Source organism: Streptomyces sp. NPDC047515 (assembly GCF_040643055.1).
Classification (GTDB): Bacteria; Actinomycetota; Actinomycetes; order Streptomycetales; family Streptomycetaceae; genus Streptomyces.
Genome location: NZ_JBEYTM010000003.1, coordinates 45,035 through 70,341, shown reverse-complemented (window position 1 = coordinate 70,341; position 25,307 = coordinate 45,035). Strand labels below are relative to the sequence as shown.

At 70.2% G+C, this 25,307-nt stretch carries 25 protein-coding genes; 9 read left to right on the top strand and 16 right to left on the bottom strand.

What is annotated here, in order from left to right:
* The first annotated feature begins 196 nt into the window (after positions 1-196).
* From ABZ826_RS03130 to ABZ826_RS03120, 3 genes are all read left to right on the top strand, one after another.
* Complete coding sequence (locus ABZ826_RS03130; RefSeq protein ID WP_361441352.1) at positions 197-685, top strand: YajQ family cyclic di-GMP-binding protein; 489 nt, start codon at positions 197-199, stop codon at positions 683-685.
* A 186-nt stretch (positions 686-871) separates the two neighbouring features.
* Positions 872-1,381, top strand: coding sequence for a methylated-DNA--[protein]-cysteine S-methyltransferase (locus ABZ826_RS03125; protein ID WP_361441349.1), 510 nt, complete (start codon positions 872-874; stop codon positions 1,379-1,381).
* Position 1,382: 1 nt separating this feature from the next.
* A complete protein-coding gene (locus tag ABZ826_RS03120) occupies positions 1,383-2,051 on the top strand; it encodes an alpha-ketoglutarate-dependent dioxygenase AlkB (RefSeq protein WP_361441346.1) in 669 nt (222 codons plus the stop codon).
* A 6-nt stretch (positions 2,052-2,057) separates the two neighbouring features.
* Here the strand turns inward: ABZ826_RS03120 and ABZ826_RS03115 are convergent, their stop codons facing one another.
* The 15 genes from ABZ826_RS03115 to ABZ826_RS03045 form a co-directional block, all read right to left on the bottom strand.
* A complete protein-coding gene (locus ABZ826_RS03115) occupies positions 2,058-2,330 on the bottom strand; it encodes a GlsB/YeaQ/YmgE family stress response membrane protein (RefSeq protein ID WP_327273538.1) in 273 nt (90 codons plus the stop codon).
* Positions 2,331-2,444: 114 nt separating this feature from the next.
* The gene (locus ABZ826_RS03110) at positions 2,445-3,002 is read right to left on the bottom strand and encodes an SMI1/KNR4 family protein (protein WP_361441342.1); all 558 of its coding nucleotides are present in this window, start codon (positions 3,000-3,002) and stop codon (positions 2,445-2,447) included.
* 172 nt (positions 3,003-3,174) lie between these two features.
* Positions 3,175-3,567, bottom strand: coding sequence for a YccF domain-containing protein (locus ABZ826_RS03105; RefSeq protein ID WP_361441339.1), 393 nt, complete (start codon positions 3,565-3,567; stop codon positions 3,175-3,177).
* The gene (gene htpX / locus ABZ826_RS03100) at positions 3,564-4,427 is read right to left on the bottom strand and encodes a zinc metalloprotease HtpX (RefSeq protein ID WP_361441336.1); all 864 of its coding nucleotides are present in this window, start codon (positions 4,425-4,427) and stop codon (positions 3,564-3,566) included. The genes ABZ826_RS03105 and htpX overlap by 4 nt, the downstream gene beginning before the upstream one ends.
* Before the next feature lie 215 nt (positions 4,428-4,642).
* Positions 4,643-5,101 (bottom strand): MscL family protein, encoded by a 459-nt coding sequence (locus ABZ826_RS03095; protein ID WP_361441333.1) that lies wholly within the window; start codon positions 5,099-5,101, stop codon positions 4,643-4,645.
* 94 nt (positions 5,102-5,195) lie between these two features.
* Positions 5,196-6,800 carry an NADH-quinone oxidoreductase subunit N gene (locus ABZ826_RS03090; RefSeq protein WP_361441330.1) on the bottom strand — a complete coding sequence of 535 codons (1,605 nt, stop codon included), beginning with the start codon at positions 6,798-6,800 and terminating at the stop codon, positions 5,196-5,198.
* Positions 6,797-8,347, bottom strand: a complete 1,551-nt coding sequence (locus tag ABZ826_RS03085) for an NADH-quinone oxidoreductase subunit M (RefSeq protein ID WP_361441804.1) — start codon at positions 8,345-8,347, stop codon at positions 6,797-6,799. Before ABZ826_RS03085 ends, ABZ826_RS03090 begins: the two co-directional genes overlap by 4 nt.
* A gap of 27 nt (positions 8,348-8,374) precedes the next feature.
* Complete coding sequence (locus tag ABZ826_RS03080) at positions 8,375-10,375, bottom strand: NADH-quinone oxidoreductase subunit L (protein ID WP_361441328.1); 2,001 nt, start codon at positions 10,373-10,375, stop codon at positions 8,375-8,377.
* Positions 10,372-10,776 carry an NADH-quinone oxidoreductase subunit NuoK gene (gene nuoK / locus ABZ826_RS03075; RefSeq protein WP_361441325.1) on the bottom strand — a complete coding sequence of 135 codons (405 nt, stop codon included), beginning with the start codon at positions 10,774-10,776 and terminating at the stop codon, positions 10,372-10,374. Before nuoK ends, ABZ826_RS03080 begins: the two co-directional genes overlap by 4 nt.
* Positions 10,776-11,339, bottom strand: a complete 564-nt coding sequence (locus ABZ826_RS03070) for an NADH-quinone oxidoreductase subunit J (protein ID WP_361441322.1) — start codon at positions 11,337-11,339, stop codon at positions 10,776-10,778. Before ABZ826_RS03070 ends, nuoK begins: the two co-directional genes overlap by 1 nt.
* Complete coding sequence (locus ABZ826_RS03065; RefSeq protein ID WP_361441320.1) at positions 11,336-11,968, bottom strand: NADH-quinone oxidoreductase subunit I; 633 nt, start codon at positions 11,966-11,968, stop codon at positions 11,336-11,338. Before ABZ826_RS03065 ends, ABZ826_RS03070 begins: the two co-directional genes overlap by 4 nt.
* Positions 11,968-12,936: a complex I subunit 1 family protein gene (locus ABZ826_RS03060; protein WP_361441317.1), complete on the bottom strand. Its 969-nt coding sequence runs from the start codon at positions 12,934-12,936 to the stop codon at positions 11,968-11,970. Before ABZ826_RS03060 ends, ABZ826_RS03065 begins: the two co-directional genes overlap by 1 nt.
* Positions 12,933-14,255 (bottom strand): NADH-quinone oxidoreductase subunit C, encoded by a 1,323-nt coding sequence (locus ABZ826_RS03055; RefSeq protein WP_361441314.1) that lies wholly within the window; start codon positions 14,253-14,255, stop codon positions 12,933-12,935. The genes ABZ826_RS03060 and ABZ826_RS03055 overlap by 4 nt, the downstream gene beginning before the upstream one ends.
* Complete coding sequence (gene nuoB, locus ABZ826_RS03050; protein WP_361441311.1) at positions 14,252-14,953, bottom strand: NADH-quinone oxidoreductase subunit NuoB; 702 nt, start codon at positions 14,951-14,953, stop codon at positions 14,252-14,254. Before nuoB ends, ABZ826_RS03055 begins: the two co-directional genes overlap by 4 nt.
* The gene (locus tag ABZ826_RS03045) at positions 14,944-15,345 is read right to left on the bottom strand and encodes an NADH-quinone oxidoreductase subunit A (protein WP_189544080.1); all 402 of its coding nucleotides are present in this window, start codon (positions 15,343-15,345) and stop codon (positions 14,944-14,946) included. Before ABZ826_RS03045 ends, nuoB begins: the two co-directional genes overlap by 10 nt.
* A 170-nt stretch (positions 15,346-15,515) precedes the next feature.
* Between ABZ826_RS03045 and ABZ826_RS03040 the strand changes: the two genes are divergently transcribed.
* The 6 genes from ABZ826_RS03040 (at position 15,516) to ABZ826_RS03015 (ending at position 24,802) form a co-directional block, all read left to right on the top strand.
* On the top strand, positions 15,516-16,727 hold the full coding sequence (locus ABZ826_RS03040; RefSeq protein ID WP_361441308.1) for a sensor domain-containing protein: 1,212 nt from the start codon (positions 15,516-15,518) through the stop codon (positions 16,725-16,727).
* A gap of 468 nt (positions 16,728-17,195) precedes the next feature.
* Positions 17,196-18,551 (top strand): sensor domain-containing protein, encoded by a 1,356-nt coding sequence (locus ABZ826_RS03035; protein WP_361441305.1) that lies wholly within the window; start codon positions 17,196-17,198, stop codon positions 18,549-18,551.
* A 183-nt stretch (positions 18,552-18,734) separates the two neighbouring features.
* On the top strand, positions 18,735-19,409 hold the full coding sequence (locus tag ABZ826_RS03030) for a response regulator transcription factor (RefSeq protein WP_361441302.1): 675 nt from the start codon (positions 18,735-18,737) through the stop codon (positions 19,407-19,409).
* A 328-nt stretch (positions 19,410-19,737) separates the two neighbouring features.
* On the top strand, positions 19,738-21,693 hold the full coding sequence (locus tag ABZ826_RS03025) for a 2-oxoacid:acceptor oxidoreductase subunit alpha (RefSeq protein ID WP_361441299.1): 1,956 nt from the start codon (positions 19,738-19,740) through the stop codon (positions 21,691-21,693).
* On the top strand, positions 21,686-22,744 hold the full coding sequence (locus tag ABZ826_RS03020) for a 2-oxoacid:ferredoxin oxidoreductase subunit beta (RefSeq protein ID WP_361441296.1): 1,059 nt from the start codon (positions 21,686-21,688) through the stop codon (positions 22,742-22,744). Before ABZ826_RS03025 ends, ABZ826_RS03020 begins: the two co-directional genes overlap by 8 nt.
* 102 nt (positions 22,745-22,846) lie before the next feature.
* Entirely contained in the window at positions 22,847-24,802 is a 1,956-nt protein-coding gene (locus ABZ826_RS03015) for an APC family permease (RefSeq protein WP_361441293.1), read from the top strand.
* 30 nt (positions 24,803-24,832) lie between these two features.
* Here ABZ826_RS03015 and ABZ826_RS03010 read toward each other — a convergent pair whose 3' ends face one another.
* Positions 24,833-25,222, bottom strand: a complete 390-nt coding sequence (locus ABZ826_RS03010) for a helix-turn-helix domain-containing protein (protein WP_361441290.1) — start codon at positions 25,220-25,222, stop codon at positions 24,833-24,835.
* Positions 25,223-25,307 lie beyond the last annotated feature (85 nt).

Genomic DNA, 25,307 nt, shown 5'->3' with positions numbered 1-25,307 from the left:
ATCGCACGGCGCAGAGGCGCCCTCGTACCGGGCGCATTCGGGCGCCACGGCGACGCGACGAGCTGTCGCGGCTGCCGTCGCGCACCCGCCGGGGATCATGGGACAGCCCTTAGGCTTTGATCGGCGGGGCCGGCAGGCCCGCCGCCGCCCGTATGCACCCCGTTCCCAGCACCCCCGATACAAGGAGCCACACGTCATGGCCGACTCCAGTTTCGACATCGTCTCGAAGGTCGAGCGGCAGGAGGTCGACAACGCCCTCAACCAGGCCGCCAAGGAGATCTCGCAGCGTTACGACTTCAAGGGCACCGGCGCCTCGATCTCCTGGTCCGGCGAGAAGATCCTCATGGAGGCCAACGGCGAGGAGCGGGTCAAGGCGATCCTCGACATCTTCCAGTCCAAGCTGATCAAGCGCGGCATCTCGCTGAAGTCGCTGGACGCGGGCGAGCCGCAGCTGTCCGGCAAGGAGTACAAGATCTTCGCCACGATCGAGGAAGGCATCTCCCAGGAGAACGCCAAGAAGGTGGCGAAGACCATCCGCGACGAGGGACCGAAGGGCGTCAAGGCGCAGGTCCAGGGCGACGAGCTCCGGGTCAGCTCGAAGAGCCGGGACGACCTGCAGGCCGTGCAGGCGCTGCTGAAGGGCAAGGACTTCGACTTCGCCGTGCAGTTCGTGAACTACCGGTAGGTCTTCGGCAGCTCGCGCGTCTTTCGGGCGCGGGGTGGCGCGAAGCGGGATGCGCCGCTCCGCCCCGCACTCGGACGCGATGTCCGAATACCGCCGGTCGCGTCGGAGCGGGGGACGCAGACTTGTCCGTACCGGACGACGATCCTGTCGATTTCCGGCCATGACGGGCAAGGAGAGGGACGAGTCATGACCATGTACGCAACGGTCGACAGCCCGTTGGGTGAACTGCTGCTGGTCGGCGAGGAAGCCCCTGGCGCGGCCGGAGGGGTCGCCCTCGCCTCGCTCTCGCTGCCCGGCCAGAAAAGCGCCGCGGTCGTCCAGGACGGATGGGTTCACGCGCCGGAGGCCTTCGCCGGGATCGCCGCACAGCTCCGGGAGTACTTCGAGGGGCGGCTGACCCGTTTCGACATCGTCTGCGCGGACGGCGTCGGCACCGATTTCCAGCGACGTGTCTGGGCTGCCCTGGACACCGTCCCGTACGGGGAGACCGTGTCGTACGGACAGATCGCCGAACGGATCGGTACGCCGGGGGCGGGCGTACGTGCTGTGGGGACGGCGATCGGGCGCAATCCGCTGCTGGTCGTACGGCCGTGCCATCGGGTGATCGGCGCGGACGGGACCTTGCGGGGTTACGCGGGTGGCGTGGAGCGCAAGGAACAGCTTCTTGGGCTGGAAGGCGCCCTGGCGGTGCGCTGACATGTCCGGGCTGTTTCCGAGGCCGCGGGCCGTCGTCGCGCCGGGGGCCGTGCATGTGCCCGAGTGGCTGTCGCCGGCGCGCCAGAGGGAGTTGGTGGCGGCCTGCCGGGAGTGGGCGCGGGGGCCCGTGCCGCTGCGGCACACCGTGCTGCCGGGTGGCGGGGTGATGTCCGTACAGACGGTCTGTCTGGGGTGGCACTGGCAGCCGTACCGGTATTCACGTACGGCTGACGATGTGAACGGGGCGCGGGTCGCCGCACTGCCCGAGTGGCTCGCGGAGTTGGGGCGGGAGGCCCTGCGGGAGGCGTACGGGGACGAAGGCCCGGCGCGGACGTACGCGCCGGACACCGCCCTCATCAACTTCTATGACGGCGCGGCACGGATGGGCATGCACCAGGACAAGGAGGAGCGGTCCGGCGCTCCGGTGGTGTCGCTCAGCGTCGGCGACACGTGCGTCTTCCGCTTCGGGAACACCGAGAACCGCGGAAGGCCCTACACGGACGTGGAGTTGGCCTCCGGCGACCTGTTCGTCTTCGGTGGACCTTCACGCTTCGCGTTCCACGGTGTGCCGAAGGTCTGCCCCGGGACGGCCGATCCGGCGACGGGGTTGAGTCGCGGCCGGCTCAATCTGACCCTGCGCCAGACCGGGTTGACTGCTCCCGGGCGCTGACGGAGGTCAGCGGCGTTCGCGGGAGTTCCCGAAGAGCAGCCGGTAGAGGATCAGCAGGACCAGCGAACCGCCGACGGCCGCGACCCAGGTGGCCGTGTCGTAGAAGTCGTTGGAGATGGGGCGGTCGAGGAAGCGCGAGGATATCCAGCCGCCGAGGAAGGCACCGATGATCCCGATGAGGGTGGTGCCGACCAGGCCGCCCGGGTCGCGGCCCGGGAGCAGGACCTTGGCGATGGCGCCGGCAAGCAGTCCGAGAATGATCCAACCAATAATGCTCATGCGTGCGAACCTACCCGTCACTCGGTTTTGGAATCCAAGACGTTCCTGCCGGTCGGACGGTTGCGAACGGGCGGTCGCGGTCGGCGGCCGAAACGTGCCCCGCTCGCCCGCAGGTCATACGCGGGCGCTGAAATCCGGCCAGGGCGCCATCTCCGCCCCTTCGTCCTCGGACTCCTCGCAGTACCACGCGGTGCCGTCCAGCCAGCCGCGCAGCCACTGGGCGAGATCGGGCTGATCCACGTACCAGGCGTGCTCCGGCTCGTCGGCGTTCGGCTCGAAGAGCAGCACCGTGGTGCGTTCGCTGCGGCAGTCCACGCAGGAATACATCCCGCATCCCAGGCTGCATATCGGCAGGACGCCCTCCGGCCACGGCCAGCCGTCCCCCTCGGCCGCGGCTCGGCGGCGGGCGAGGTACTGCGCGACGGCGGACTCCTCCCCGTCCGGGGCCCGGTCGCCGATCAGCGGCATCAGACCGTACTCCGGCCCGAAGCCCCCGTTGGCGATCCGGGTGTACAGCGCGGTGAGCAGAGGCGGCAGTGTGAACCCCAGGGCGGCTTCGGCACACGTGACGGCCTCGGTGGACAGGGGCGCCGGAAGGGGATACTTCTCCCAGCGCGGGGTGGTGCGCGCGGTCTTCTCCGCGGCCGCCGGCAACTGCTCGGTGTCGGTCATGGGTTCATGGTGGACGACGGCACTGACAATCGGCCGGGGCCGCCGGTGCGTGCGGCTCCGGGCGGCGCGCCGGCGGTTCCCGACGGCGCTCGCGGCGTCCGTACCGGCGCGGGGTCCGTCCTGGCCGTTCTCCCGTCGGTGCCTCCCGCCCCCGTCGACGGACACCGGCGTCCTACCAGCCGGCGAATTGCTGGTCCGTCCGGACGATCTCCTTGCCGAAGGGCATCAGGGAGACGGGAATCATCTTGAAGTTGGCGATGCCGAGCGGGATGCCGATGATCGTGATGCACAGTGCGATGCCGGTGGTGATGTGGCCGAGGACGAGCCACCAGCCGGCGAGGATCAGCCACAGGACATTGCCCACGCAGGAGGGCGCGCCCGCGTCCCGGCGGTCGACGACGGTGTAGCCGAAGGGCCACAGGGCGTAGATGCCGATGCGGAAGGCCGCGAGGCCGAACGGGATGCCGATGATCGTGATGCACAGCAGAAGGCCCGCGGCCATGTAGCCGAGGAACATCCAGAAGCCGCACAGGACCAGCCATATGACGTTCAGGATTGTCTTCACGGGCGATGACCTGCCATCTGTTCCAGTCGGGCGATGCGCTCCGCCATCGGCGGGTGTGTCGAGAACATCTTGGACATGCCCTGGCCGGGGCGGAAGGGGTTCGCAATCATCATGTGGCTCGCGGTCTCGATCCTCGGCTCCGGGGGCAGCGGGAGCTGTTTCGTGCCGGCGTCGAGCTTCCGCAGGGCGCTGGCGAGAGCCAGTGGGTCACCGGTCAGCTGGGCTCCGGAGGCGTCCGCCTCGTATTCGCGGGAGCGGCTCACGGCCAACTGGATGACGGACGCGGCCAGTGGTCCGAGGATCATGATCAGCAGCATGCCCAGGATGCCGGGACCCTCGTCGTCGTTGGACCGGCCCACCGGGATCAGCCAGGCGAAGTTGACCAGGAACATGACGACGGAGGCGAGCGCTCCGGCGACGGACGAGATCAGGATGTCGCGGTTGTAGACATGACTCAGCTCGTGCCCGATGACTCCGCGCAGCTCCCGCTCGTCCAGGATCTGCAGGATGCCCTCGGTACAGCACACCGCCGCGTTGCGCGGGTTGCGGCCGGTGGCGAAGGCGTTGGGGGCCTGCGTCGGGGAGATGTAGAGCCGGGGCATGGGCTGGCGGGCCGCTGTCGAGAGCTCGCGGACCATGCGATAGAGCTGTGGCGCCTCGAATTCGCTGACGGGGCGGGACCGCATGGCCCTGAGCGCCAGCTTGTCGCTGTTCCAGTACGCGTAGGCGTTGGTGCCGATGGCTACAAGGAGCGCGACGATCAGGCCCGTACGTCCGAAGAAGCTTCCGATGACGATGATGAGTGCGGACAGTCCCCCGAGGAGTACGGCGGTTTTCAGCCCGTTGTGCCGGCGGTGCACGGTACGCCCTCCAAGTGGTGCGGCAGGGGGACCCTTTGCTTGGTGGTCTCCACTCCCCCAGTGGAGCCTCCCGTACAGGTCAACGCCAGGCGAGGAGAGCTAGTTCCCTTGTGCGTGCTGCCGTGGGACAGGGCCTGTCCGGCATGTGTGGCCGGATCAGGCTCTGGGCCGTACGGGTGGAGGGGCCGTGCGCGTGACGGTCCGTGCCCGGTGGTTCAGCGCTGGGCGGGGAGGCCGGCGAGTGCGAGGGCCTCGGGGTCCGGCTTGATCTCACTGGTGCAGTGGGCGCAGCGCGAGGCGATGGCCGGGATCTCCGTGAAGCAGCGGGGGCAGTCGCGCAGGGCGGCCTTGATGTCGACCTTCTCGTCCGCCTTGGAGAAGCGGTTCTGGACCTTCGTCATGGGAACGACGACGCCGAAGTAGAGCACCGCCGCAGTGATCAGAAAGGCGATGGCGGCGGCCAGGAACTTCCCGTACGGGAAGATGGCGCCCTCGACCGAGAACTCCGCCGAGCTGAAGTCGCCGACGGAACCGGTGGCGAGCCCGATCAGCGGGGTGATGAAGGCGGTGCTGAATCCGGTGACGACTGCGGTGAACGCGGCTCCGACGGCCAGCCCGATGGCCATGGAGATGACGTTTCCGCGCAGGATGAAGTCCTTGAACCCGTTCAGCACTGCTCTTGCTCCTCTGGAAATGGGTGCGTGTGGGGATGTGCGGGCATGACCTTGCCCTGTGCGGGCAGTCCCGGGCAAACCGATCTTGAGAACGTCAGAAAAGATTGACGGCGGCGAACCTGAGGACCGTCTGCGGGGCGCCGGAGAGCAGCACACCGACGACGGCGGTGAGGGCGATCGCGGCGGTGAGGTGGGCCGGGACATGGTGTCCGGCGCGGACGGTGGTGCCCGCCGGTCCGCCTTCCGCCACAGGTACGGCCCCCTTCTCCGGGACCTCCTCCGGGGAACGGAAGAGCGCGGCGGTCCACTGCAGGTAGTAGTAGAGCGCGATCACGACGTTGACGGCCATGACGACGGCGAGCCAGCCGAGTCCCGCGTCGACGGCCGCGGAGAAGACCGTGACCTTGGCGAAGAGGCCGACGATGCCGGGCGGCAGGCCGGCCAGGCAGAGCAGGAAGAAGGCCATCGCGAGAGCGGCGAGGGGGCGGGTGGCGTACAGGCCGCGGTAGTCGGAGAGCCGGTTCCCCGGGCTCGTACGGGCGACGAGCGCGGCGACGGCGAAGGCGCCGAGGTTCACGACGGCGTACATGAGCGCGTACGCGACGGTGGAGCCGATGTGTTCGTCACTGGAGTACGCGGCGGCGGCGATCGGCACCAAGAGGTAGCCGGCCTGGGCGACGGACGACCAGGCGAGCAGGCGTACGGCGCTGCGGACGCGGGTGGCGTTCTGACGCAGGGCGGCCGCGTTGCCGATCGTCATGGTGAGCGCGGCGAGGACGGCGAGGGCCGGTCCCCAGACGTCGGCGTATGCCGGGAACGCGATCACGGTGACGAGGATGAGGCCGGAGAAGCCGACCGCCTTCCCGACGACCGAGAGGTAGGCGGCGACCGGCAGGGGGGCGCCGACGTAGGTGTCGGGCACCCAGAAGTGGAAGGGCGCGGCGGCCGTCTTGAAGGCGAAGCCGACCAGGGTGAGCACGACGCCCGCCTGGGCGAGCGTGTCGAGCTGCCCCGGCACGTCATCGAGCCGGGTCGCGAGCTCCGTGAGGTGCAGTGTGCCGGTGGTCGCGTACACGAAGCTGACGCCGAGCAGCATGACGGCGGTCGCGACGACGGAGGAGAGGAAGAACTTCAGTGCGGCTTCGGAGGACCGCCGGTCGCCGCGCTTGATGCCGACCAGGGCGAAGGCGGGCAGCGAGGCGACTTCGAGGGCCACGACGAGGGTGGCGAGGTCGCGGGCGGCGGGCAGGAGCGCCGCGCCCGACGCCGAGGACAGCAGGAGGAACCAGAACTCGCCCGCGGGGAGCCTGCGTGTGTCGCCGAGGGAGAGCAGGGCGGTCAGCAGGGCGCCGCCGAGCACCAGGGCCTGGATGACGAGGGCGAAGTGGTCGGCGGTGTAGCTGCAGGCCCCGGCGCCACCGGTGCCGGTGGTCGCGGCGGTCAGGCAGAAGGTGGAGTGGTCTCCGTCGCGCAGCGGGACGAGGAAGGCGAGTGCGGCGACGAGTCCGGCCATGGTGACCCAGCCGAGGAGCGGCTTGCGCTCCTCGGGCAGGAAGAGGTCGGCGACCAGGACGATCAGGGCGGCAGCGGCGACCACGACCGGGGGCGCGATGGCGAGCCAGTCGACGGACTGGACGAGGCTGGTGGTGTTCTCGGCCGCTGCGGTGACGACGCCCGGGGGGACGACGGCTGTGGTCACGACTTGCCTCCTGCGAGGAGCTTCTGCACGGCGGGGTCGGTGAGGCCGAGGAGGACGGCGGGCCACAGGCCGGCGAGGACGGTGAGGGCGACGAGCGGGCTCCAGGCGGCGAATTCGTAGCTCTGGATGTCGGCGATCCGGTGCGTTTCCTCGCGCTTCTCGCCCATGCAGACCCGGCGCACGACCAGGAGCATGTACGCGGCGGTCAGCAGGGTGCCGAACGCGGCGATCGACATGAAGGTGAGGAAGGCGGGGCGGCTGAGCCCCTCGGCCGGGTCGAACGAGCCGAACAGGGCGAGCATCTCGCCCCAGAATCCGGCGAGGCCGGGCAGGCCCAGGGAGGCGACGGCGGCGAAGGCGAGGAGGCCGCCGAGGCGGGGCGCGCGGCCGTAGAGCGCGGCCCCGGTGGCACCGGAGAGGGTGTCGAGGTCGGCGGTGCCGTACCGGTCCTTGACCGCGCCCACCAGGAAGAACAGCAGGCCGGTGATGAGGCCGTGGGCGATGTTGGCGAAGAGCGCGCCGTTGACTCCGGTGGGGGTCATGCTCGCGATGCCGAGGAGCACGAAGCCCATGTGTCCGACGGAGGAGTAAGCGATCAGGCGCTTGAGATCGCCCTTGGAGCCCGGCCGGACCAGTGCGAGGCAGGCGAGCGATCCGTAGACGATGCCGACGACCGCGAAGGCGGCGAGGTAGGGCGCGAAGGTGTGCATCCCGTCCGGGGCGATGGGCAGCAGAATGCGGACGAATCCGTATGTACCCATCTTCAGCAGGACGCCCGCCAGCAGGACCGAGCCGACGGTCGGAGCGGCGGTGTGGGCGTCCGGGAGCCAGCTGTGCAGCGGCCACATCGGGGTCTTCACGGCGAGCCCGACACCGATCGCCAGAACGGCGATGACCTGCACGGACGAGGTGAGCCCCCGGCCGTTGTCAGTGGCGAGTGCCACCATGTCGAAGGTGCCGCTCTTCAGTCCGATGAGGAGCAGGCCCAGCAGCATGATCACCGAGCCGAGCAGTGTGTAGAGGATGAACTTCCAGGCGGCGGCCTGCCTCGCAGCGCCGCCCCAGCGGGCGATGAGGAAGTACATGGGGATGAGCACCATCTCGAACGCCAGGAAGAACAGCAGCAGATCGAGGACGGCGAAGGTCGCGAGGGTGCCGGACTCCAGGACGAGGACGAGTGCGACGAAGGCCTTCGGGGAGGGGCCCGCGGGCATCTTGAAGTAGCTGTAGAGCGCGCAGAGGAAGGTCAGCAGCGCGGTCAGTACGAGAAGGGGGAGCGAGATGCCGTCGATGCCGAGATGGATGCGGACGTCGAGCGCCGGGATCCAGCTGATGTCGGTGGTGGCCTGCATCTTCGACGGATGGTCGTGGTCGAAGCCGGCGGCCAGCACGATCACGGCGAGGAGGATCGCGCCGGTGACGGTCACGCCGTGCCGGAGCACGGCCTGGTCGGGGCTGGATCCCTTCAGTCCGGGCGGGGCCGGCAGGAGCGCGGCCACGGCGCCGATGAGGGGGACGACCACGATGAACGCGAGAAGGAACTGCATCACGGATGCGCTGATATCGATCACGGCTCACGACCCGGCGTTGATGGTGGCGAAGACGACGGCGGCGACCGCCAGGACCAGGGAACCGGCGAGGAGTGCGCTGAGATAGGTCTGCACATTGCCGGTCTGGGCGCGGCGGACGGCGGTGCCGAGCCAGCGTGCGCCGGTGCCGGAGCCGCGTACGTAGGTGTCGATGACCTCGCGGTCCAGGAAGCTGACGAGACTCGCCGCGGCTTCGACGGGGCGGACGAACAGCGTCGTGTACAAGGCGTCGAGGTGGAAGCCGGCGGCGGCGTGACGGTGCAGCGGACCGAGCAGCAGGCGGCCGGGGTCGGCCGGGTCGGGGACCTCCCCGTCCGCGCCGTAGGCGGCTGTGTGGGCGGTCATCGCCTGGGCTTCGACGAGGGCGGGTTCGGCTTCGGGGTGAGCGACGACCATGCCCGCCGCGGTGCGGGCGGCGAGCGCCGAGGTGTGGCGCCAGGCGCCGTACGTGACGAGGCCGCCGACGAGTCCGACGCCCGTGGAGAGGACGGCGGTGGTCAGGGACGGGCTGAGGCTGTGCCCGTCGAACCAGTGGGTGATCGCTCCGACGGTCAGCCCGAAGGCGATGGTGGGGACGGCGAGGACCCAGAGGACGGCGGTCATCGCAACGGGCTGCCTGCCGTGGTCGGGGGCTTCGGCGCCGCGGCCCCGGAAGGCGAGGAGCCAGAGACGGGTGGCGTAGGCGGCGGTGAGGACGGCGGCGAGCAGTCCGGCGGCGAGAACGGTCCAGCCGGCGGCGGCCGGGGCGACGTGCCGGTCCCCGAGCGCGGTGTGCTCGGCGGCGACGAGGACGGCTTCCTTGGAGAAGAAGCCGGCGAACGGCGGGATGGCGGCGAGCGCGAGCAGGGCGACGGTCATCGTCCAGCAGGCGTCCGGGATGCGCTTCGCCAGGCCGCCCATGCGGGACATGGCGGCCAGCGAGTTCGTCCCGGCGGCGTGGATGACGACGCCCGCAGCAAGGAAGAGGACGGCCTTGAACGCACCGTGGGACAGGAGGTGGAAGACGGCGGCGCCGCGGTCGCCGACGGCCAGCGCGCCGGACATGTAGCCGAGCTGGCCGATCGTCGAGTACGCGAGGACGCGCTTGATGTCGTCCTGGGCGAGGGCGGCGAGTCCCGAGCCGATCATCGTGATCGCCGCCATCACGGCGAGGACGACGAGGGCCGCGCCGGACTGGGCGAAGACGGGCAGGAGCCGGGCCACGAAGTAGATACCGGCGGCGACCATCGTCGCGGCGTGGATCAGCGCGGAGACGGGGGTGGGGCCGGCCATCGCGTCGGGCAGCCAGGTGTGCAGGGGGAACTGGGCGGACTTGCCGGCGACGCCCGCGAGGAGCAGCAGGGCGATGAGCGTGGGGTGGTCCAGGCCGCCGTTGGCGACGGCGCCCAGGATGCGCGTGATGCGGAACGAGCCGGCGTCGGCGGCGAGCGCGAACAGACCGATCAGGAAGGGGACGTCGCCGAGCTTGGTGACCAGGAAGGCCTTCAGGGAGGCCGCGCGGGCTTCGGCCGTCTCCCAGTAGTGGCCGACGAGGAAGTACGAGCAGATGCCCATGATCTCCCAGCCGACCAGCAGCACCATCAGGTCGCCGGAGTAGACGACGAGCAGCATCGCGGAGGTGAAGAGGGAGACGAGGGCCGCGTACGAGGGGTAGCGGGGATCGTCGCGCAGATAGGCGGTCGAGTAGATCTGCACGCAGGTCGCGACGAGCCCCACCAGGACGGCGACGAGAACGGCGAAGCCGTCGAGGTGCAGGGCGAGGTCGATGGGGACCGAGCCGGTGGGGGTGAGCCGGGTGGCCGCGTCGATGGCCGGTCCGCCGCCCTGGCGGGAGGCGATGACGGCAGTGAGCACGAAGGCGGTGAGCGTGGGCAGTACGGCCAGCGGGCGTACATAGCCGGGCGCGCGGCGTCCGAGAAGGAGACCGGCCGCGGCGCCCAGGAACGGAAGGAGGGGGACGAGGACGGCGAGGGTCGTGGTGGTCACGCGGTGGCCTCTGCCTTCTTTGCCTTCCCTGCCGCAGCAGTGGCCTGGTCTTCGGTGCCGATGGTCTCGTCGCCGGGGAGGGATTCGGCGGCGTCGGTCTCGGCGGTGTCGCGGAGGCGGTCGACGTCGGAGCTGCCGCGGTTGCGGTAAACGGCGAGAACGATCGCCAGGCCGATGCCGGTCTCCGCCGCCGCGATGGCGATGGTGAACAGCGTGAGGGCCTGGCCGGAGTGGAGGGTGTCGCGGAGCCAGACGTCGAAGGCGACCAGGTTGAGGTTGACGGCGTTGAGCATCAGCTCGACGGACATCAGGACCAGGATCGCGTTGCGGCGGGCGAGCACTCCGTACAGCCCGGTGCAGAAGAGGAGGGCGGCGAGCACGGCGGGATAGGCGAGGTGCATCAGCTCTGCTCCTTACCGCGCTTGCGGGACAGGACGATCGCGCCGACGAGGGCGGCGAGCAGCAGCACGGAGAGTGCTTCGAACGGCAGCACCCAGTGCCGGAAGAGGAAGGAGCCGGTTGCCTCGGTCGAGCCCTGGGCCGGTCCGTCCAGGTCGATCCAGGTGGTGCGGAAGGCATCGACGACGACCCAGACGAGCGTGCCGGCTGCGGCCGCCGCCACGCCGAGGGCCGCCCAGCGGTTGCCCGAGTCGGCGTCCGGGGAGCGGCCGATGGGGGCCCTGGTGAGCATCAGTCCGAAGAGCAGGAGGACGACCACGGAACCGACATAGATCAGTACCTGCACCCAGGCGATGAACTCCGCGGTGAGCAGGAGGTACTCGACGGCGAGACCACCGAGCGCCACGACCAGCCAGAGGGCGGCGTGCACCAGCTGCCTGGTCGTGACGGTGACGAGGGCCGCGCCGAGGGTGGCGATGCCGACGAGGACGAAAGCGATCTCGATGCCGGTCGGTGAGAGGAAGCCGGAGTGGGCGGATTCGGCCGCGGCGGCTGCGAGTGTCACTCCTCCCCCTCTTCTTCCGTCGGGACCTGCTGGCACTGCTGGGCTTCCTGCGCCTGCTGTGCCTGTTCGGCTTCCTTGAGCCGCTGGGCTTCGAGCTTCTCCGCCGTCTTGCGGGCAGCGGCGATCTCCTTCGGTTCCTCGGCGCCCGGGTCGAGCGCGGGCGGTTCCGGCACCGTCCACATCCACTCGCGGAGCTTGTCGCGCTCATGGGTGAGTTCGAGGATGTCCGTCTCCGCGTACTCGAACTCCGGCGACCAGAACAGTGCGTCGAAGGGACACACCTCGATACAGATACCGCAGTACATGCAGAGCGAGAAGTCGATCGCGAAACGGTCGAGGACGTTGCGGCTGCGCTCACGGCCGCCCGGAGTGGCGGCGGGCACCGTCTCCTTGTGGGAGTCGATGTAGATGCACCAGTCCGGGCATTCACGGGCGCAGAGCATGCAGACCGTGCAGTTCTCCTCGAACAGGGCGATGACTCCGCGGGAGCGGGGCGGGAGCTCGGGCTGGACGTCCGGGTACTGCGCGGTGACCGATTTCCTCGTCATCGTCCGCAGAGTGACGGCCAGGCCCTTGGCCAGGCCGGAGCCGGGGATGCGAGGCCGGGAGGTCGGAAGCGGCTCAGCCATCAGTTGATCGCCACCTTCACGATGCCGGTGAGCGCGATCTGCGCGAGAGCGAGCGGGATGAGCGTGGTCCAGGCGAGCTTCTGCAGCTGGTCCTCACGGAGCCGGGGATAGCTCACGCGCAGCCAGATGACGACGAAGGCGAGGACCGCGGTCTTGAGGAGCGTCCAGACCCAGCCGAGGCCGTCGGCGCCGAACGGGCCGTGCCAGCCGCCGAGGAAGAGGACGGCGGTCAGTCCGCTCAGGACGACGATGCCCGCATACTCGGCCAGCAGGAACAGCGCGAAGCGCAGGCCGGTGTACTCGGTGTACGCACCGAAGATGATCTCCGAGTCGGCGACCGGCATGTCGAACGGCGGGCGCTGCAGCTCGGCGAGCCCGGCCACGAAGAAGACCAGGGCGCCGACGATCTGCCAGGGCAGCCACCACCACTGGAACGCGTTGAGGATGCCTGGGAGGGAGACGGTGCCGGCGGCCATGGCCACGGACGCGGCGGCGAGCAGCATCGGCAGTTCGTAGGCGAGCAGTTGGGCGGCGGTACGGAGGCCCCCGAGGAGGGAGAACTTGTTGGCCGAGGCCCAGCCCGCCATCAGCGAGCCCAGCACTCCGACGCCCATCACGGCGAGCACGAAGAAGATGCCCGCGTCGACGACCTGTCCGACCGCGCCCTCGCCGGGGCCGATCGGGATGGCGACGAGCACGAGGAGGTACGGAAGCAGGGCGACGGCCGGTGCGAGCTGGAAGATGCGGCGGTCGGCCTCGGCCGGGACGATGTCTTCCTTCTGCGCGAACTTCACGCCGTCCGCGACGAGCTGGGCCCAGCCGTGGAAGCCGCCCGCGTACATGGGTCCCAGACGGCCCTGCATATGGGCCATCACCTTGTGCTCGGTCTGCCCCACGACGAGCGGGAGGACCATGAACACGGCAAAGACGATGACGAGCCGGAGGGCGACGTCGAGTACGTCGTTCACGCGTCATCGCCTCCGGCAGGACGGTCGGGGTTCAGCTCGGACGCTGGATCCGGGGCCGGGATGGTGGGCTGGTCGGGGGCCGCCTCGTCGCGGGCACCCGTGGAGGACGGTTCGGGTTCAGGGGCGTCGGTGGGGGACGGTTCGGGCTCGGATCCGTCGGTGGGGGACGGTTCGGGCTCGGGGGTGGCGGCGTAGGCCGGGCGGGCGTGGTGCCAGGGGGCGTCGCTGTTTCCTGGTCTCGGCGCCGGTTTCTTCCGCGACGGCTCCTGGGCCGACCCGCCCGGACCTGCCTGGTCCTGGGCCGCCTGGTCCTGGGCCTGGGCTGTGCTGCCCGAGGTCGATCCCGTCGGTGTCGTCCCGGATGCGGCCGGTGCGGATGCTGCCGGGGCAGTCGTGGCCGGTGCGGATGCGGCCGGTGCGGATGCTGCCGGTGCAGCCGTGGCCGGTGCGGATGCGGCCGGTGCGGATGCTGCCGGTGCAGCCGTGGCCGATGCAGTTGTGGCCGGTGCGGTCGTGGCCGGCTTCGCCGGATCGCGCTGCTGGCTCGCCGAGCCCTGGGACGCGCTCCGGGTGCGACGCGGAGTCGCGGGAGGCGTGGCCCCGGCCGTCGGCGCTGTCGGCTCCGGCTGCCGGCTCGCCGAGCCCTCGCTCACGCTGCGGGCGCGGCGCACCGGGCGGTCACCCGCCGCGCGCGGGGTACGGGCCGGGCGGGACGGGGCGGGCGGGAGCTGGCCCTTCAGGGGGCCCCATTCGTTCGGGTCCGGGACGCCGGGCGGCAGCATCGTGCGCCGCTTCGGGCCGCCGTGCTCGGACTCGCCCGGCTCCTTCGCGCCCGGCCAGGCCTTCGCGACGCGTGCCGCCAGCACGAAGTCCTTGCGCAGCGGGTGGCCCTCGAACCCCTCCGGCAGCAGCAGCGGCACCAGATGCGGGTGGCCCTCGAAGCCGATGCCGAACATCTCGTGTGTCTCGCGCTCGTGCCAGGCGGCGCCGGCGTAGACGTCGATGGCGGTGGGAAGGACCGCCGCGTCGTGAGCGACGGTCGTACGGATCAGGAGCCGGCGGACCCTGCCCTCGGCCAGGGCGGCGACGTGCGCGCAGACGCGGAAGCCCGTGCCCGGCTCGTCGACCGCGCTCAGCCAGTCGAAGTAGGTGCAGCCCAGCGCGTCGCGGGCCGTTTCGAGGGCGGCGATCCAGGAGGCGGCCGGTACGTCGACGGTCAGCAGGTCGTACGCGTACTCGGCCGTCGCCTCTTCGCCGAAGAGCTCGGCTGCGGCATCCGGGAGACGGTCGTAGGCGTCGACGGCAGGGGCGTCGGTCATGTGCGGTCCTCCCCCGGTGTCGGCGGGGCGGCCACCAGTCCGCTGCGCAGTGCGGCGGTGGAGGGACGGCCGCCGCCGGTCGTGTACCGCTCGCCCAGCGACTCGCGGGCGATCTTCTCCTGAAGCTTGAGGATGCCCTGGAGGAGCGCCTCGGGCCGGGGCGGGCAGCCGGGTACGTAGACATCGACCGGAATGATCTGGTCGACGCCCTTCGTCACGGAGTACGAGTCCCAGTACGGGCCGCCGCAGTTGGAGCAGGCGCCGAAGGAGATGACGTACTTGGGCTCGGGCATCTGCTCGTACAGCCGCTTCACGGCCGGGGCCATCTTGTCCGTCACCGTGCCGGAAACGATCATGAGGTCGGCCTGGCGCGGACCGGGCGCGAAGGGGATCACACCGAGCCGGATGAAGTCGTGCCGGGCCATGGAGGCGGCGATGAATTCGATGGCGCAGCAGGCGAGCCCGAAGTTGAAGACCCACAGGCTGTAGCGGCGGCCCCAGTTCAGGACCACCTTCATCGGCTCGGGGGCCAGGCGCGACAGGACGCCGAGCCGCTTGGGCTCCGGCAGGAACGTCGGAGCGGGCTGCGGTTCGGGCGCCGTCGCGGGCTGCGGTTCGGGCCTCGCCCCGGGCGCCGGCTCCGTCCCCGATCGCGTTGCGGGGCGGTGCTCGGGGGGCGGCGGGCTCGTCACGTCCATTCGAGGACGCCCTTCTTCCATGCGTAGAGCAGTCCTACGGCCAGGAAACCGAGGAAGATGAACATTTCCACCAGAGTCGTCGCCCCGTATCCGGGCGCGGCGAATACGGTCGCCCACGGAAACAGGAAGATCGAGTCGACGGCGAAGATCACGTACAGGAAGGCATAGACGTAATAACGGACCTGGGTATGTGCCCATCCTTCACCCACCGGGTCCACGCCGCACTCGTACGTCAGGAGTTTCTCCGGCGTGGGAACCACGGGGCGCAGCAGTCGGCCGGCCCCGAAGGCCACCGCGACGAACAACACGCCGATCACGGCGAGCAGTCCGACCACTGAATAGCCGTGGAAGTAGTCCGACGCGAGAACGGTCGATTCCGGCAGGTCCGCCACGTCCGCCCCTCGCTCCCTCAAACCTGTTCGACGATCTGTACGCACGGGAGTCTAGGCCCTGTTAAAGGGAGGGTAAGCAGCCGCATCGGACAACAGGTGGGGTTATCCCTACTTCACGCCACCCACGAGCCCCATGGCACGCGCGGGCGTCGCCGGGCAGGCTGGGGCCCATGACCATGAGCCCCCCGGTGCCCGACAACGACCGGCCACCGCCCGCCCGCTTCGCCCTCGATCGGTGGACATGGAAGGAGATCGGCTATCTCCTGGCCAACCTCCCCATGGCCGTGGCCGGGTTTGTTTACACAGCGTTCGTGATCGCCGTCGGGGTGGGGCTTGCGGTCACGGTGATCGGTCTCCCTCTGCTCGCCGCCGGACTGCAGGGAGCCCGGCTGATCGGCCGGGCCGAGCGGGGCCGGGCGCGGGCGATGCTCGGGGTGTGGATCGACGAGCCGAGCCCGACGGTTCTGTCCCGCCGCGAGCAGGGCTTCTTTCCCTGGCTGTGGTCGAGCCTGATGGACCCGGTGGGCTGGCGGGCGGTGCTGTACTCCTTCATCCGGCTGCCCTGGGGCGTACTCACGTTCGTCGTGGGGCTGGTGAGCCTCTTCCTGCTGTGGCCGGTGCTCCCCTTTGTCGCGCGGTTCCTCGCCAATGCCGACCGGGCGATGGCGCGCGGGCTGCTGTCGCCCTCCGACGAGCTGGAGCGCAGGATCGCCGAGCTGGAGTCGGACCGCGGGGTGGTCGTCGACACGGCCGCCGCCGACCTGCGCCGCATCGAGCGCGACCTGCACGACGGCGCACAGGCCCGCCTCGTCGCCCTCGCCATGGGCCTGGGCCTGGCGAAGGAGAAACTGACCGACGACCCCGAGGCCGCCGCCCGCATGGTCGACGAGGCCCACGGCGAGGTCAAGGTCGCCCTCCAGGAACTCCGCGACCTCGCCCGCGGCATCCATCCCGCCGTCCTCACCGACCGAGGACTAGACGCCGCGCTCTCCGCCATCGCCTCCCGCTGCACCGTCCCCGTGACGGTGGGGGTGGATCTGGTCTCCCGGCCCGCCCAGGCCATCGAGGGCATCGCGTACTTCACGGTCTCGGAGCTGCTGCAGAACGTGAGCAAGCACAGCGCCGCCCGCTCGGCGTCCGTCGAGGTGTGGCGGTCGGCCGACCGGCTGCTGATCCAGGCCACCGACGACGGGCGGGGCGGGGCCCGGATGGACGGCGGTACGGGCATGGCCGGGCTGGCCGAACGACTGGGTGCCGTCGACGGGCTGTTCGTCCTCGACTCGCCGGTCGGCGGGCCCACTACGGTCACCGCGGAACTGCCCTGGCGGGACCGGGAGGCGGAGAAGGAGCCGAACCGCACCCGGGCGGCCAAGCGCTCGTAAGGCCCGACCCGGCCCCCGCTCCGACCCGGCCCCGCCTCGGGCCGACCCCGCCTCGGGCCACCCCGCCTCGGGCCGAGCCCGCCTCGGCCCACCCCACCCCGCCTCGGGCCGAGCCGATCCCGTGCGGACCGGCCGAATCCCGCCCCGGACCGACCGGCACGTTCCCGCCCCGGACCCGACCCGGCCCGGCACGATCCCGCCCGATCCGGCAAGCTCTCCGGGGCGGGTGCTCCCCGGCCGACCTCGGCAGGTGGGGAAAACCCCCGGTCGAAGAGGGATACCGCCCTCATGGTGCGCCGGCCCGCGGCCCAGCATCCTTGATGGAGCGGCCGGAGCCCCGAATCACCGGGGCGTCGGCCGCCGCCCCGGAATTCCGGACCCCGGAGTGCCGGATTCCGGGCCCCGGGGAACCCGAAGCCCAAACCCCCGACCGCATCGCGGACCGCCGAGAAGAAACGGACAGCACCCATGGCGACGGCATATGGACCGGACACTCGGGACCACCAGCGGTCCGGAGCCGGTTTCGGGGACCATCCCCCGGAGAAGCACTTCTTCCCGGCCGCGCTGCGCGCTCCTTTCGAGGGCAGGACGTGGCGCGAGTTCGGCTATCTCCTGCTGAGCCTGCCGATCAGCTCGGTGCTGTTCTGCCTCTCGATCACCCTGACCGCCCTGGGCACCGGGATGCTGATCACCTTTCTCGGCATCCCGATCCTGGCCGGCACGCTGGTCATGTGTCGGGGGTTCGGCGCACTGGAGCGGGCACGGGCGCGTGGGCTGCTGAAGCTGGACGTGGCGGCCCCGGCGCCGGTGCGCGGCAAGACCAGCGGCCTGATGTCCTGGGTGGGCGCGGTTCTGGGGAGCGGGGCCTCCTGGCGACACCTGCTCTACACGCTGCTGCACTTCCCGTGGGCGGTCTTCGCCTTCACCGTCTCGCTGACGCTCTGGACGTGCGGGTGGGCCACTCTCACCTACCCGCTGTGGCAGTGGGTCTTCCCGTCGTACGTGGGGATCGACGGCATCCAGCTGTACGGCGACAGCACCCATCAGGTCTACCTGGACTCCTCCTTCGATCTGGTCGCGACCAGTGTCTGCGGCCTGGTACTCGTCCTCGTCACTCCGTGGATCATCCGTGGTCTGGCGGGCGTGGACCGGCTGATGGTGGCCGGGCTGCTCGGGCCGTCCCGGCTGGCGACGCGCGTCTCGGAGCTGGAGTCGGACCGCGGGGTGGTCGTCGACACGGCCGCCGCCGACCTGCGCCGCATCGAGCGCGACCTGCACGACGGCGCACAGGCCCGCCTCGTCGCCCTCGCCATGGACCTGGGCCTGGCGAAGGAGAAACTGACCGACGACCCCGAGGCCGCCGCCCGCATGGTCGACGAGGCCCACGGCGAGGTCAAGGTCGCCCTCCAGGAACTCCGCGACCTCGCCCGCGGCATCCACCCCGCCGTCCTCACCGACCGAGGACTCGACGCCGCGCTCTCCGCCATCGCCTCCCGCTGCACCGTCCCCGTGACGGTCGAGGTGGACCTGGCCTCCCGGCCCGCCCAGGCCATCGAGGGCATCGCGTACTTCACGGTCTCGGAGCTGCTGCAGAACGTGAGCAAGCACGCCCACGCGACCCATGCGTCGGTCGATGTGTGGCGGACCACGGACCGGCTGCTGGTCCAGGTCGTCGACAACGGGCGCGGCGGCGCCGATGTGTCGTCCGGGAGCGGACTGGCCGGGCTGACCGAGCGGCTGGAAGCGGTGGACGGCGTCCTCGTCGTGGATTCGCCGCCGGGCGGCCCGACGCGGATCACGGCCGAGTTGCCGTGGCGCGGCTGAGCGCACACCCATGGCGCCGTGACGGGAAACCCCCAGGTCACGACCCCTTTCACCACCCCCGGTCCCCGGCCGCCCACCGGCTCGATTCCGAGCTCGTACGGCGGCCGGGGACACGGCACTGCCGATACTGGGATGCTGGAAGCCGTACGGGCAGAACCAACGAACAGTGGGGGAAACAGCGTCATGGTGGAGGACAGGGTGCGGGTAGTCATCGCCGAGGATTCGGTACTGCTCCGGGAGGGGCTCACCCGACTGCTGACCGATCTCGGGCATGACGTCGTCGCCGGGGTGGGAGACGCCGAGGCACTGATCAAGACGGTGCGCGATCTCGCCGGACAGGACGCGCTGCCCGATGTGGTGGTCGCCGACGTGCGGATGCCGCCGACCCACACCGACGAGGGCGTGCGGGCGGCCGTGCGGCTGCGCAAGGACTATCCGGGGATCGGGGTGCTGGTCCTTTCGCAGTACGTCGAGGAGCAGTACGCGACCGAGCTGCTGGCCGGATCCACCCGGGGGGTGGGGTATCTGCTGAAGGACCGGGTCGCCGAGGTCCGGGAGTTCGTGGACGCCGTGGTCCGGGTGGCGCAGGGCGGCACGGCGCTGGACCCGGAGGTGGTGGCGCAGCTGCTGGGCCGGAGCCGTAAGCAGGACGTCCTGGCCGGGCTGACACCGCGCGAGCGCGAGGTGCTCGGCCTGATGGCGGAGGGGCGGACGAACTCCGCGGTGGCCAGGCAGCTGGTGGTGAGCGACGGCGCCGTGGAGAAGCACGTCAGCAATATCTTCCTGAAGCTGGGCCTGTCGCCCAGTGACGGGGATCACCGCCGGGTGCTGGCGGTGTTGACCTACCTGAACTCCTGAAGAGCTGACACCCTGTCAGATACCTACTGAGGGGCGCGCGAATCACCGAGGTCACCGCGGGGGCCGGCGTCGGCCGCCGCGGTGACCTGGGCCCCGGATTCGGAGAGCGGCCCGGGGGTCCTAGAACCAAAGAATGAGTGCACAGCGTCTTCGTCGAACGGCCGGGGGGCTTGCGAAACATGACAAATCACCATCAAATCGCGTCTCAAAACGACGTCCACCATATGATCGGTCCAGGGAAGGCGACCCTTACCGACGTAGGGTGGGCCTTGGGACCGCCGGCGGGCCGGCGGGTCCCGAGCCGCCGCCCCGAGGGAGGTCCAGTTCAGTGACCAGCCAGGTCAGTAGCCCAGCCGAACAGGCCGATGAGGCCAGCGAGGCGCTCGTCGGGGGACAGCGTGCCCCCCGCCCCGGTCACGCGGGCGCCGGCGAGAAGGAGATCCGCCGTCTGGACCGGGTGATCATCCGTTTCGCGGGTGACTCCGGAGACGGTATGCAGCTCACGGGTGACCGTTTCACCTCGGAGACCGCTTCCTTCGGGAACGATCTTTCCACGCTGCCGAACTTCCCCGCCGAGATCCGCGCCCCAGCAGGCACCCTGCCGGGGGTTTCCTCGTTCCAGCTGCATTTCGCCGATCACGACATCCTGACGCCGGGCGACGCCCCGAACGTCCTGGTCGCAATGAACCCGGCCGCCCTCAGGGCGAACCTCGGCGACGTGCCGCGCGGCGCCGAAATCATCGTCAACACCGATGAGTTCACCAAGCGTCCGATGGCGAAGGTCGGCTACGAGACCAGCCCGCTGGAGGACGGCTCGCTGGAGGCGTACAACGTCCATCCGGTGCCGCTGACCACGCTGACGATCGAGGCGCTGAAGGAGTTCGGGCTCTCCCGCAAGGAGGCCGAGCGCTCGAAGAACATGTTCGCGCTCGGGCTGCTCTCCTGGATGTACCACCGGCCGACCGAGGGAACCGAGGCGTTTCTTCGCGCCAAGTTCGCGAAGAAGCCGCAGATCGCCGAGGCGAACGTGGCCGCGTTCCGGGCCGGGTGGAACTTCGGGGAGACGACCGAGGACTTCGCGGTCAGCTACGAGGTGGCGCCGGCCTCGCAGGCCTTCCCGACCGGCACGTACCGCAACATCTCCGGGAACCTGGCGCTGTCCTACGGTCTGATCGCCGCAGGCCGGCAGGCGGATCTGCCGCTCTACCTGGGCTCGTACCCGATCACCCCGGCCTCCGACATCCTGCACGAGCTCAGCAAGCACAAGAACTTCGGTGTACGCACCTTCCAGGCCGAGGACGAGATCGCGGGCATCGGTGCCGCGCTGGGCGCCGCGTTCGGCGGGTCCCTCGCGGTGACGACGACCTCCGGGCCGGGTGTGGCCCTGAAGTCGGAGACCATCGGGCTCGCCGTCTCCCTCGAACTGCCGCTGATCGTCATCGACATCCAGCGCGGCGGCCCGTCCACCGGCCTGCCCACCAAGACCGAGCAGGCCGACCTGCTCCAGGCGATGTACGGGCGCAACGGCGAGGCCCCGGTCCCGATCGTCGCCCCGAAGACCCCGGCGGACTGCTTCGACGCCGCGCTCGACGCCGCCCGGATCGCGCTGACCTACCGCACCCCGGTCTTCCTGCTCTCCGACGGCTACCTCGCCAACGGCTCCGAGCCGTGGAAGATCCCCGAGATCGACGAACTCCCCGACCTGCGCGTCCGGTTCGCCACCGGCCCGAACCACGAACTGGCCGACGGCACCGAGGTGTTCTGGCCGTACAAGCGCGACCCGCAGACCCTGGCCCGCCCGTGGGCGATCCCCGGCACCCCCGGCCTCGAACACCGCATCGGCGGCATCGAGAAGCAGGACGGCAGCGGCAACATCTCCTACGACCCCGCCAACCACGACTTCATGGTCCGCACCCGCCAGGCCAAGATCGACCGCATCGAGGTCCCCGACCTCGACGTCGACGACCCGGCCGACGCGCGGACGCTCGTGCTGGGCTGGGGCTCGACCTACGGCCCCATCACCGCCGCCGTGCGCCGGCTGCGCGCCGCCGGACACCCCATCGCCCAGGCCCACCTGCGCAACCTCAACCCCTTCCCGAGGAATCTCGGCGAGGTGCTGAAGCGTTACGACAAGGTGGTCGTGCCGGAGATGAACCTGGGCCAGCTCGCCACGCTCGTCCGGGCCAAGTACCTCGTCGACGCGCACAGTTACAACCAGGTCAACGGTATGCCGTTCAAGGCCGAACAGCTTGCGACGGCTCTCAAGGAGGCCATCGATGCCTGACACCAACGAACTTCTCCAACTGGTGCCCAAGGCCGAGGCCAAGCAGTCCATGAAGGACTTCAAGTCCGACCAGGAGGTGCGCTGGTGCCCCGGCTGCGGTGACTACGCGGTCCTCGCCGCCGTACAGGGCTTCATGCCCGAGCTCGGACTGGCGAAGGAGAACATCGTCTTCGTCTCCGGCATCGGCTGCAGCTCCCGCTTCCCGTACTACATGAACACCTACGGGATGCACTCGATCCATGGCCGCGCCCCGGCCATCGCCACCGGCCTCGCCTCCTCCCGCCGCGACCTGTCGGTCTGGGTCGTCACGGGCGACGGCGACGCGCTGTCCATCGGCGGCAACCACCTCATCCACGCGCTGCGCCGCAACGTGAACCTCAAGATCCTGCTCTTCAACAACCGGATCTACGGACTCACCAAGGGCCAGTACTCCCCCACCTCCGAGATCGGCAAGATCACCAAGTCGACGCCGATGGGCTCGCTCGACGCCCCTTTCAACCCGGTGTCCCTGGCCATCGGCGCGGAGGCGTCCTTCGTCGCCCGCACCATCGACTCCGACCGCAAGCACCTCACGAGCGTGCTGCGCGCGGCGGCCGACCACCCGGGCACGGCGCTGGTGGAGATCTACCAGAACTGCAACATCTTCAACGACGGCGCCTTCGAGATCCTCAAGGACAAGGACCAGGCACAGAACGCCGTCATCCGACTGGAGCACGGCCGGCCGATCCTGTTCGGCACGGACGACACCAAGGGCGTGGTCCGCGACCCGGCCACCGGGGACCTCAAGGTCGTCACGGTCACCGAGGAGAACCGGTCGCAGGTCCTCGTCCACGACGCCCACGCCGCCAGCCCCACCACGGCCTTCGCGCTGTCCCGGCTCGCCGATCCCGACACCCTGCACCAGACCCCCATCGGGGTGCTGCGCAGCATCGACCGGCCGGTCTACGACGCACAGATGGCCGAACAGCTCGACACCGCCGTCGAACAGAACGGCAAGGGCGACCTGGCCGCACTGCTCGCGGGCAACGACAACTGGACGGTCGTCGGCTGACGGGCCCCCGCAGGGGTGCGCCGCCTCGCCGGACGGGCTGAATTTCGGCCCGTCCGGCGTTTGCGACCAGGGGTGCGACCGGCCACCGCGCACCATGTGGCCATGACCCTGGACCGCCCCGCGTACCGCATCAAGCGGCGTCTGCTCGGCAGAGCGCTCACCACCGAGCGCATCAGCCAGGAGAAGCTCAACAACCGGACGGCGCTCGGGGTGCTCGCCTCCGACTGCATCAGTTCGACCGCGTACGGCTCCGAGGAGATGCTCCGGGTCCTGGTACCCGTCGTCGGTGTCGCCGCCTTCACGCTGCTCCTGCCGGTGACCGGTGCGATCCTGCTGGTGCTGCTGCTCGTGACGCTCTGCTACAGCGATGTCGTGATGATCTACACCCGGGCCGGCGGTTCGTACGTCGTCGCCCGGGAGAACTTCGGGCCGAACATCGCGCAGATCGCCGCCGTGGCGCTGCTGGTCGACTACATCGTCACCGTCGCCGTGCAGGTCTCGGCCGGCACCAACGCGCTGATCTCGCTCGCCCATCTGATCGGCAACAGCTTCACCGGCCTGGACCATCTCCAGCTACCGGTCTCCGTAGCCGTCATCGTGCTGCTCGCGTACGGGAATCTGCGCGGGGTCCGCGAGGCGGGCCGGGCCTTCGCGCTGCCCGCCTACCTCTTCATGGCCGCCATCGGCCTCGTCCTCCTCGTCGCCGCGCTGCGCGGGATCTTCGGCGAGCTGCCGCACGCCGATCTGCACGCCGCCGGGGTCGTGCCGCTCGGCACCCCGGGCAACGGCTGGCTCTACGGCGCCTCGCTCTTCATCGTGCTGCGCTCGTTCGCCAACGGCGGCTCGTCCCTCACCGGGCTCGAAGCGATCTCCAACGGCATCTCCACGTTGCGTGAACCCCAGGGCCGCAATGCCCGCCGCACCCTCATCGCCATGAGCGCGGTGCTCGGCACCCTCGTGCTGGGCGTGTCCACGCTGGCGCACTTCACCCACGCGGTGCCGTACGAGGACGGCACCCCCACCGTGATCGCGCAGGAGGCCCACCTCGCGTTCGGCAGCGGGCCGGCCGGTACGGCCGGGCTCGTCTTCGTACAGCTGGCGACCGCGCTGATCCTCTACACCGGCGCCAACACCCCGTTCACCGGCTTCCCGTACCTCGCCAGTTTCGTCGCCGAGGACCGGTTCCTGCCGCGCGTGCTGACCCGGCGCGGGCACCGGCTGGCGTTCTCCAACGGCATCATCTCGCTGACCGTCGTCTCGCTGGCGCTGCTCCTGGCGACCGGCGCCAGCGTGGACAGGCTGGTGGCGCTGTACGCGATCGGCGTGTTCACCGCGTTCACCATGGCCGGGGCCGGTCTCACCGCGTACCACCTGCGGCGCCGGGAGCCGCACCGTCGGCTGAAGATCGCGGTCAACGGGCTCACCGCGTTCATCTCGGCCGCCATCGTGCTGATCTTCGCGGTCACCAAGTTCACCGAGGGTGCCTGGCTGGTCGTGGTGGTCTTCCCGCTCGGGGTCTGGGCACTGACGCGGATCAACCGCGAGTACCGGCGCGAGGCGGCCGCGCTGCAGAGCATCCATGCTCCGGGCGCCGACCGTGCCCGGGCCCGCCGCCATCTGGTCTTCGTGCTCGTCGAGTCGCTCGACCTGGCGACGCTGAAGGCCCTGCGGTACGCCCATGAGCTGCGTCCGGACGAGATCCGGGCGGTGCACTTCGCGATCGACGAGGCGTACGGCAGACGGCTGGCCGCGCGGTGGGAGTCGACGGCCGCCACGACCGTGTCCCTGGAGCTGGTGGCGTGCCCGGACCGGCGGCTGCGCAAGGCGATGCGGCAGCTGGCGGTCCGCACCACGGAGGACGGGAACACCTGGCTGACGGTGCTGGTCCCCCGGCGTACGTACCGCAACGTGCTCGGGAAGCTGCTGCACCGGGGCACGGGCGAGCAGATGGCGAAGACGCTGGCGCCGCTGCCGCACGTGGCGGTGACGATCCTGCCGTTCGACGTCTCGCGGGCGCTGCGGGCGCTGGAGGAGGGGCGAGCGCCTCAGCCGGACTGACCGCTGCCTCCCCGCTGCTTCCGGGTGGCCCTACACGTCGTGCGCCTTCCGCGCGTCGTACGTCTCGCGCGCCGCATGCACGGCGTCCAGGCGGCGCTCCGTCCAGCGGGCCAGCGCCCACACCTGCTCGGCGGCCTCCCGGCCGAGCTCGGTGAGCGAGTAGTCCACCCGCGGCGGGATCACCGGTTTCGCGTCCCGGTGCACGAAGCCGTCGCGCTCCAGCGTCTGGAGGGTCTGGGCCAGCATCTTCTCGCTGACACCGCCGACCTCGCGGCGCAGCTCGCTGAAGCGGTACGAGCGTTCCAGCAGGGCGGCGAGGACCAGGACGCCCCAGCGGCTGGTGACATGTTCGAGCACCAGCCGGGAGGGGCACATCCGCTGGTTCACATCGGGCTTCCCGTTCAAGTCGCTCACGCTCATGCCAGTACCTTACTTCAAAGTGGGTACTTTCGATTGGAAAGTGCACTCCGTAGAGTGAGTGACATCGGCCTGAACAAGGACCAGT

What these genes read in the sequence shown, in the direction of transcription:
- ABZ826_RS03130 (WP_361441352.1), top strand. Translation starts at nt 197, where the DNA reads ATGGCCGACTCCAGTTTCGACATCGTCTCGAAGGTCGAGCGGCAGGAG.
- ABZ826_RS03125 (WP_361441349.1), top strand. Translation starts at nt 872, where the DNA reads ATGACCATGTACGCAACGGTCGACAGCCCGTTGGGTGAACTGCTGCTG.
- ABZ826_RS03120 (WP_361441346.1), top strand. Translation starts at nt 1,383, where the DNA reads ATGTCCGGGCTGTTTCCGAGGCCGCGGGCCGTCGTCGCGCCGGGGGCC.
- ABZ826_RS03115 (WP_327273538.1), bottom strand. Translation starts at nt 2,330, where the DNA reads ATGAGCATTATTGGTTGGATCATTCTCGGACTGCTTGCCGGCGCCATC.
- ABZ826_RS03110 (WP_361441342.1), bottom strand. Translation starts at nt 3,002, where the DNA reads ATGACCGACACCGAGCAGTTGCCGGCGGCCGCGGAGAAGACCGCGCGC.
- ABZ826_RS03085 (WP_361441804.1), bottom strand. Translation starts at nt 8,347, where the DNA reads ATGCAGTTCCTTCTCGCGTTCATCGTGGTCGTCCCCCTCATCGGCGCC.
- nuoK (WP_361441325.1), bottom strand. Translation starts at nt 10,776, where the DNA reads ATGCACCTCGCCTATCCCGCCGTGCTCGCCGCCCTCCTCTTCTGCACC.
- ABZ826_RS03065 (WP_361441320.1), bottom strand. Translation starts at nt 11,968, where the DNA reads ATGGCTGAGCCGCTTCCGACCTCCCGGCCTCGCATCCCCGGCTCCGGC.
- ABZ826_RS03055 (WP_361441314.1), bottom strand. Translation starts at nt 14,255, where the DNA reads ATGACCGACGCCCCTGCCGTCGACGCCTACGACCGTCTCCCGGATGCC.
- nuoB (WP_361441311.1), bottom strand. Translation starts at nt 14,953, where the DNA reads ATGGACGTGACGAGCCCGCCGCCCCCCGAGCACCGCCCCGCAACGCGA.
- ABZ826_RS03040 (WP_361441308.1), top strand. Translation starts at nt 15,516, where the DNA reads ATGACCATGAGCCCCCCGGTGCCCGACAACGACCGGCCACCGCCCGCC.
- ABZ826_RS03035 (WP_361441305.1), top strand. Translation starts at nt 17,196, where the DNA reads ATGGCGACGGCATATGGACCGGACACTCGGGACCACCAGCGGTCCGGA.
- ABZ826_RS03030 (WP_361441302.1), top strand. Translation starts at nt 18,735, where the DNA reads ATGGTGGAGGACAGGGTGCGGGTAGTCATCGCCGAGGATTCGGTACTG.
- ABZ826_RS03020 (WP_361441296.1), top strand. Translation starts at nt 21,686, where the DNA reads ATGCCTGACACCAACGAACTTCTCCAACTGGTGCCCAAGGCCGAGGCC.
- ABZ826_RS03015 (WP_361441293.1), top strand. Translation starts at nt 22,847, where the DNA reads ATGACCCTGGACCGCCCCGCGTACCGCATCAAGCGGCGTCTGCTCGGC.
- ABZ826_RS03010 (WP_361441290.1), bottom strand. Translation starts at nt 25,222, where the DNA reads ATGAGCGTGAGCGACTTGAACGGGAAGCCCGATGTGAACCAGCGGATG.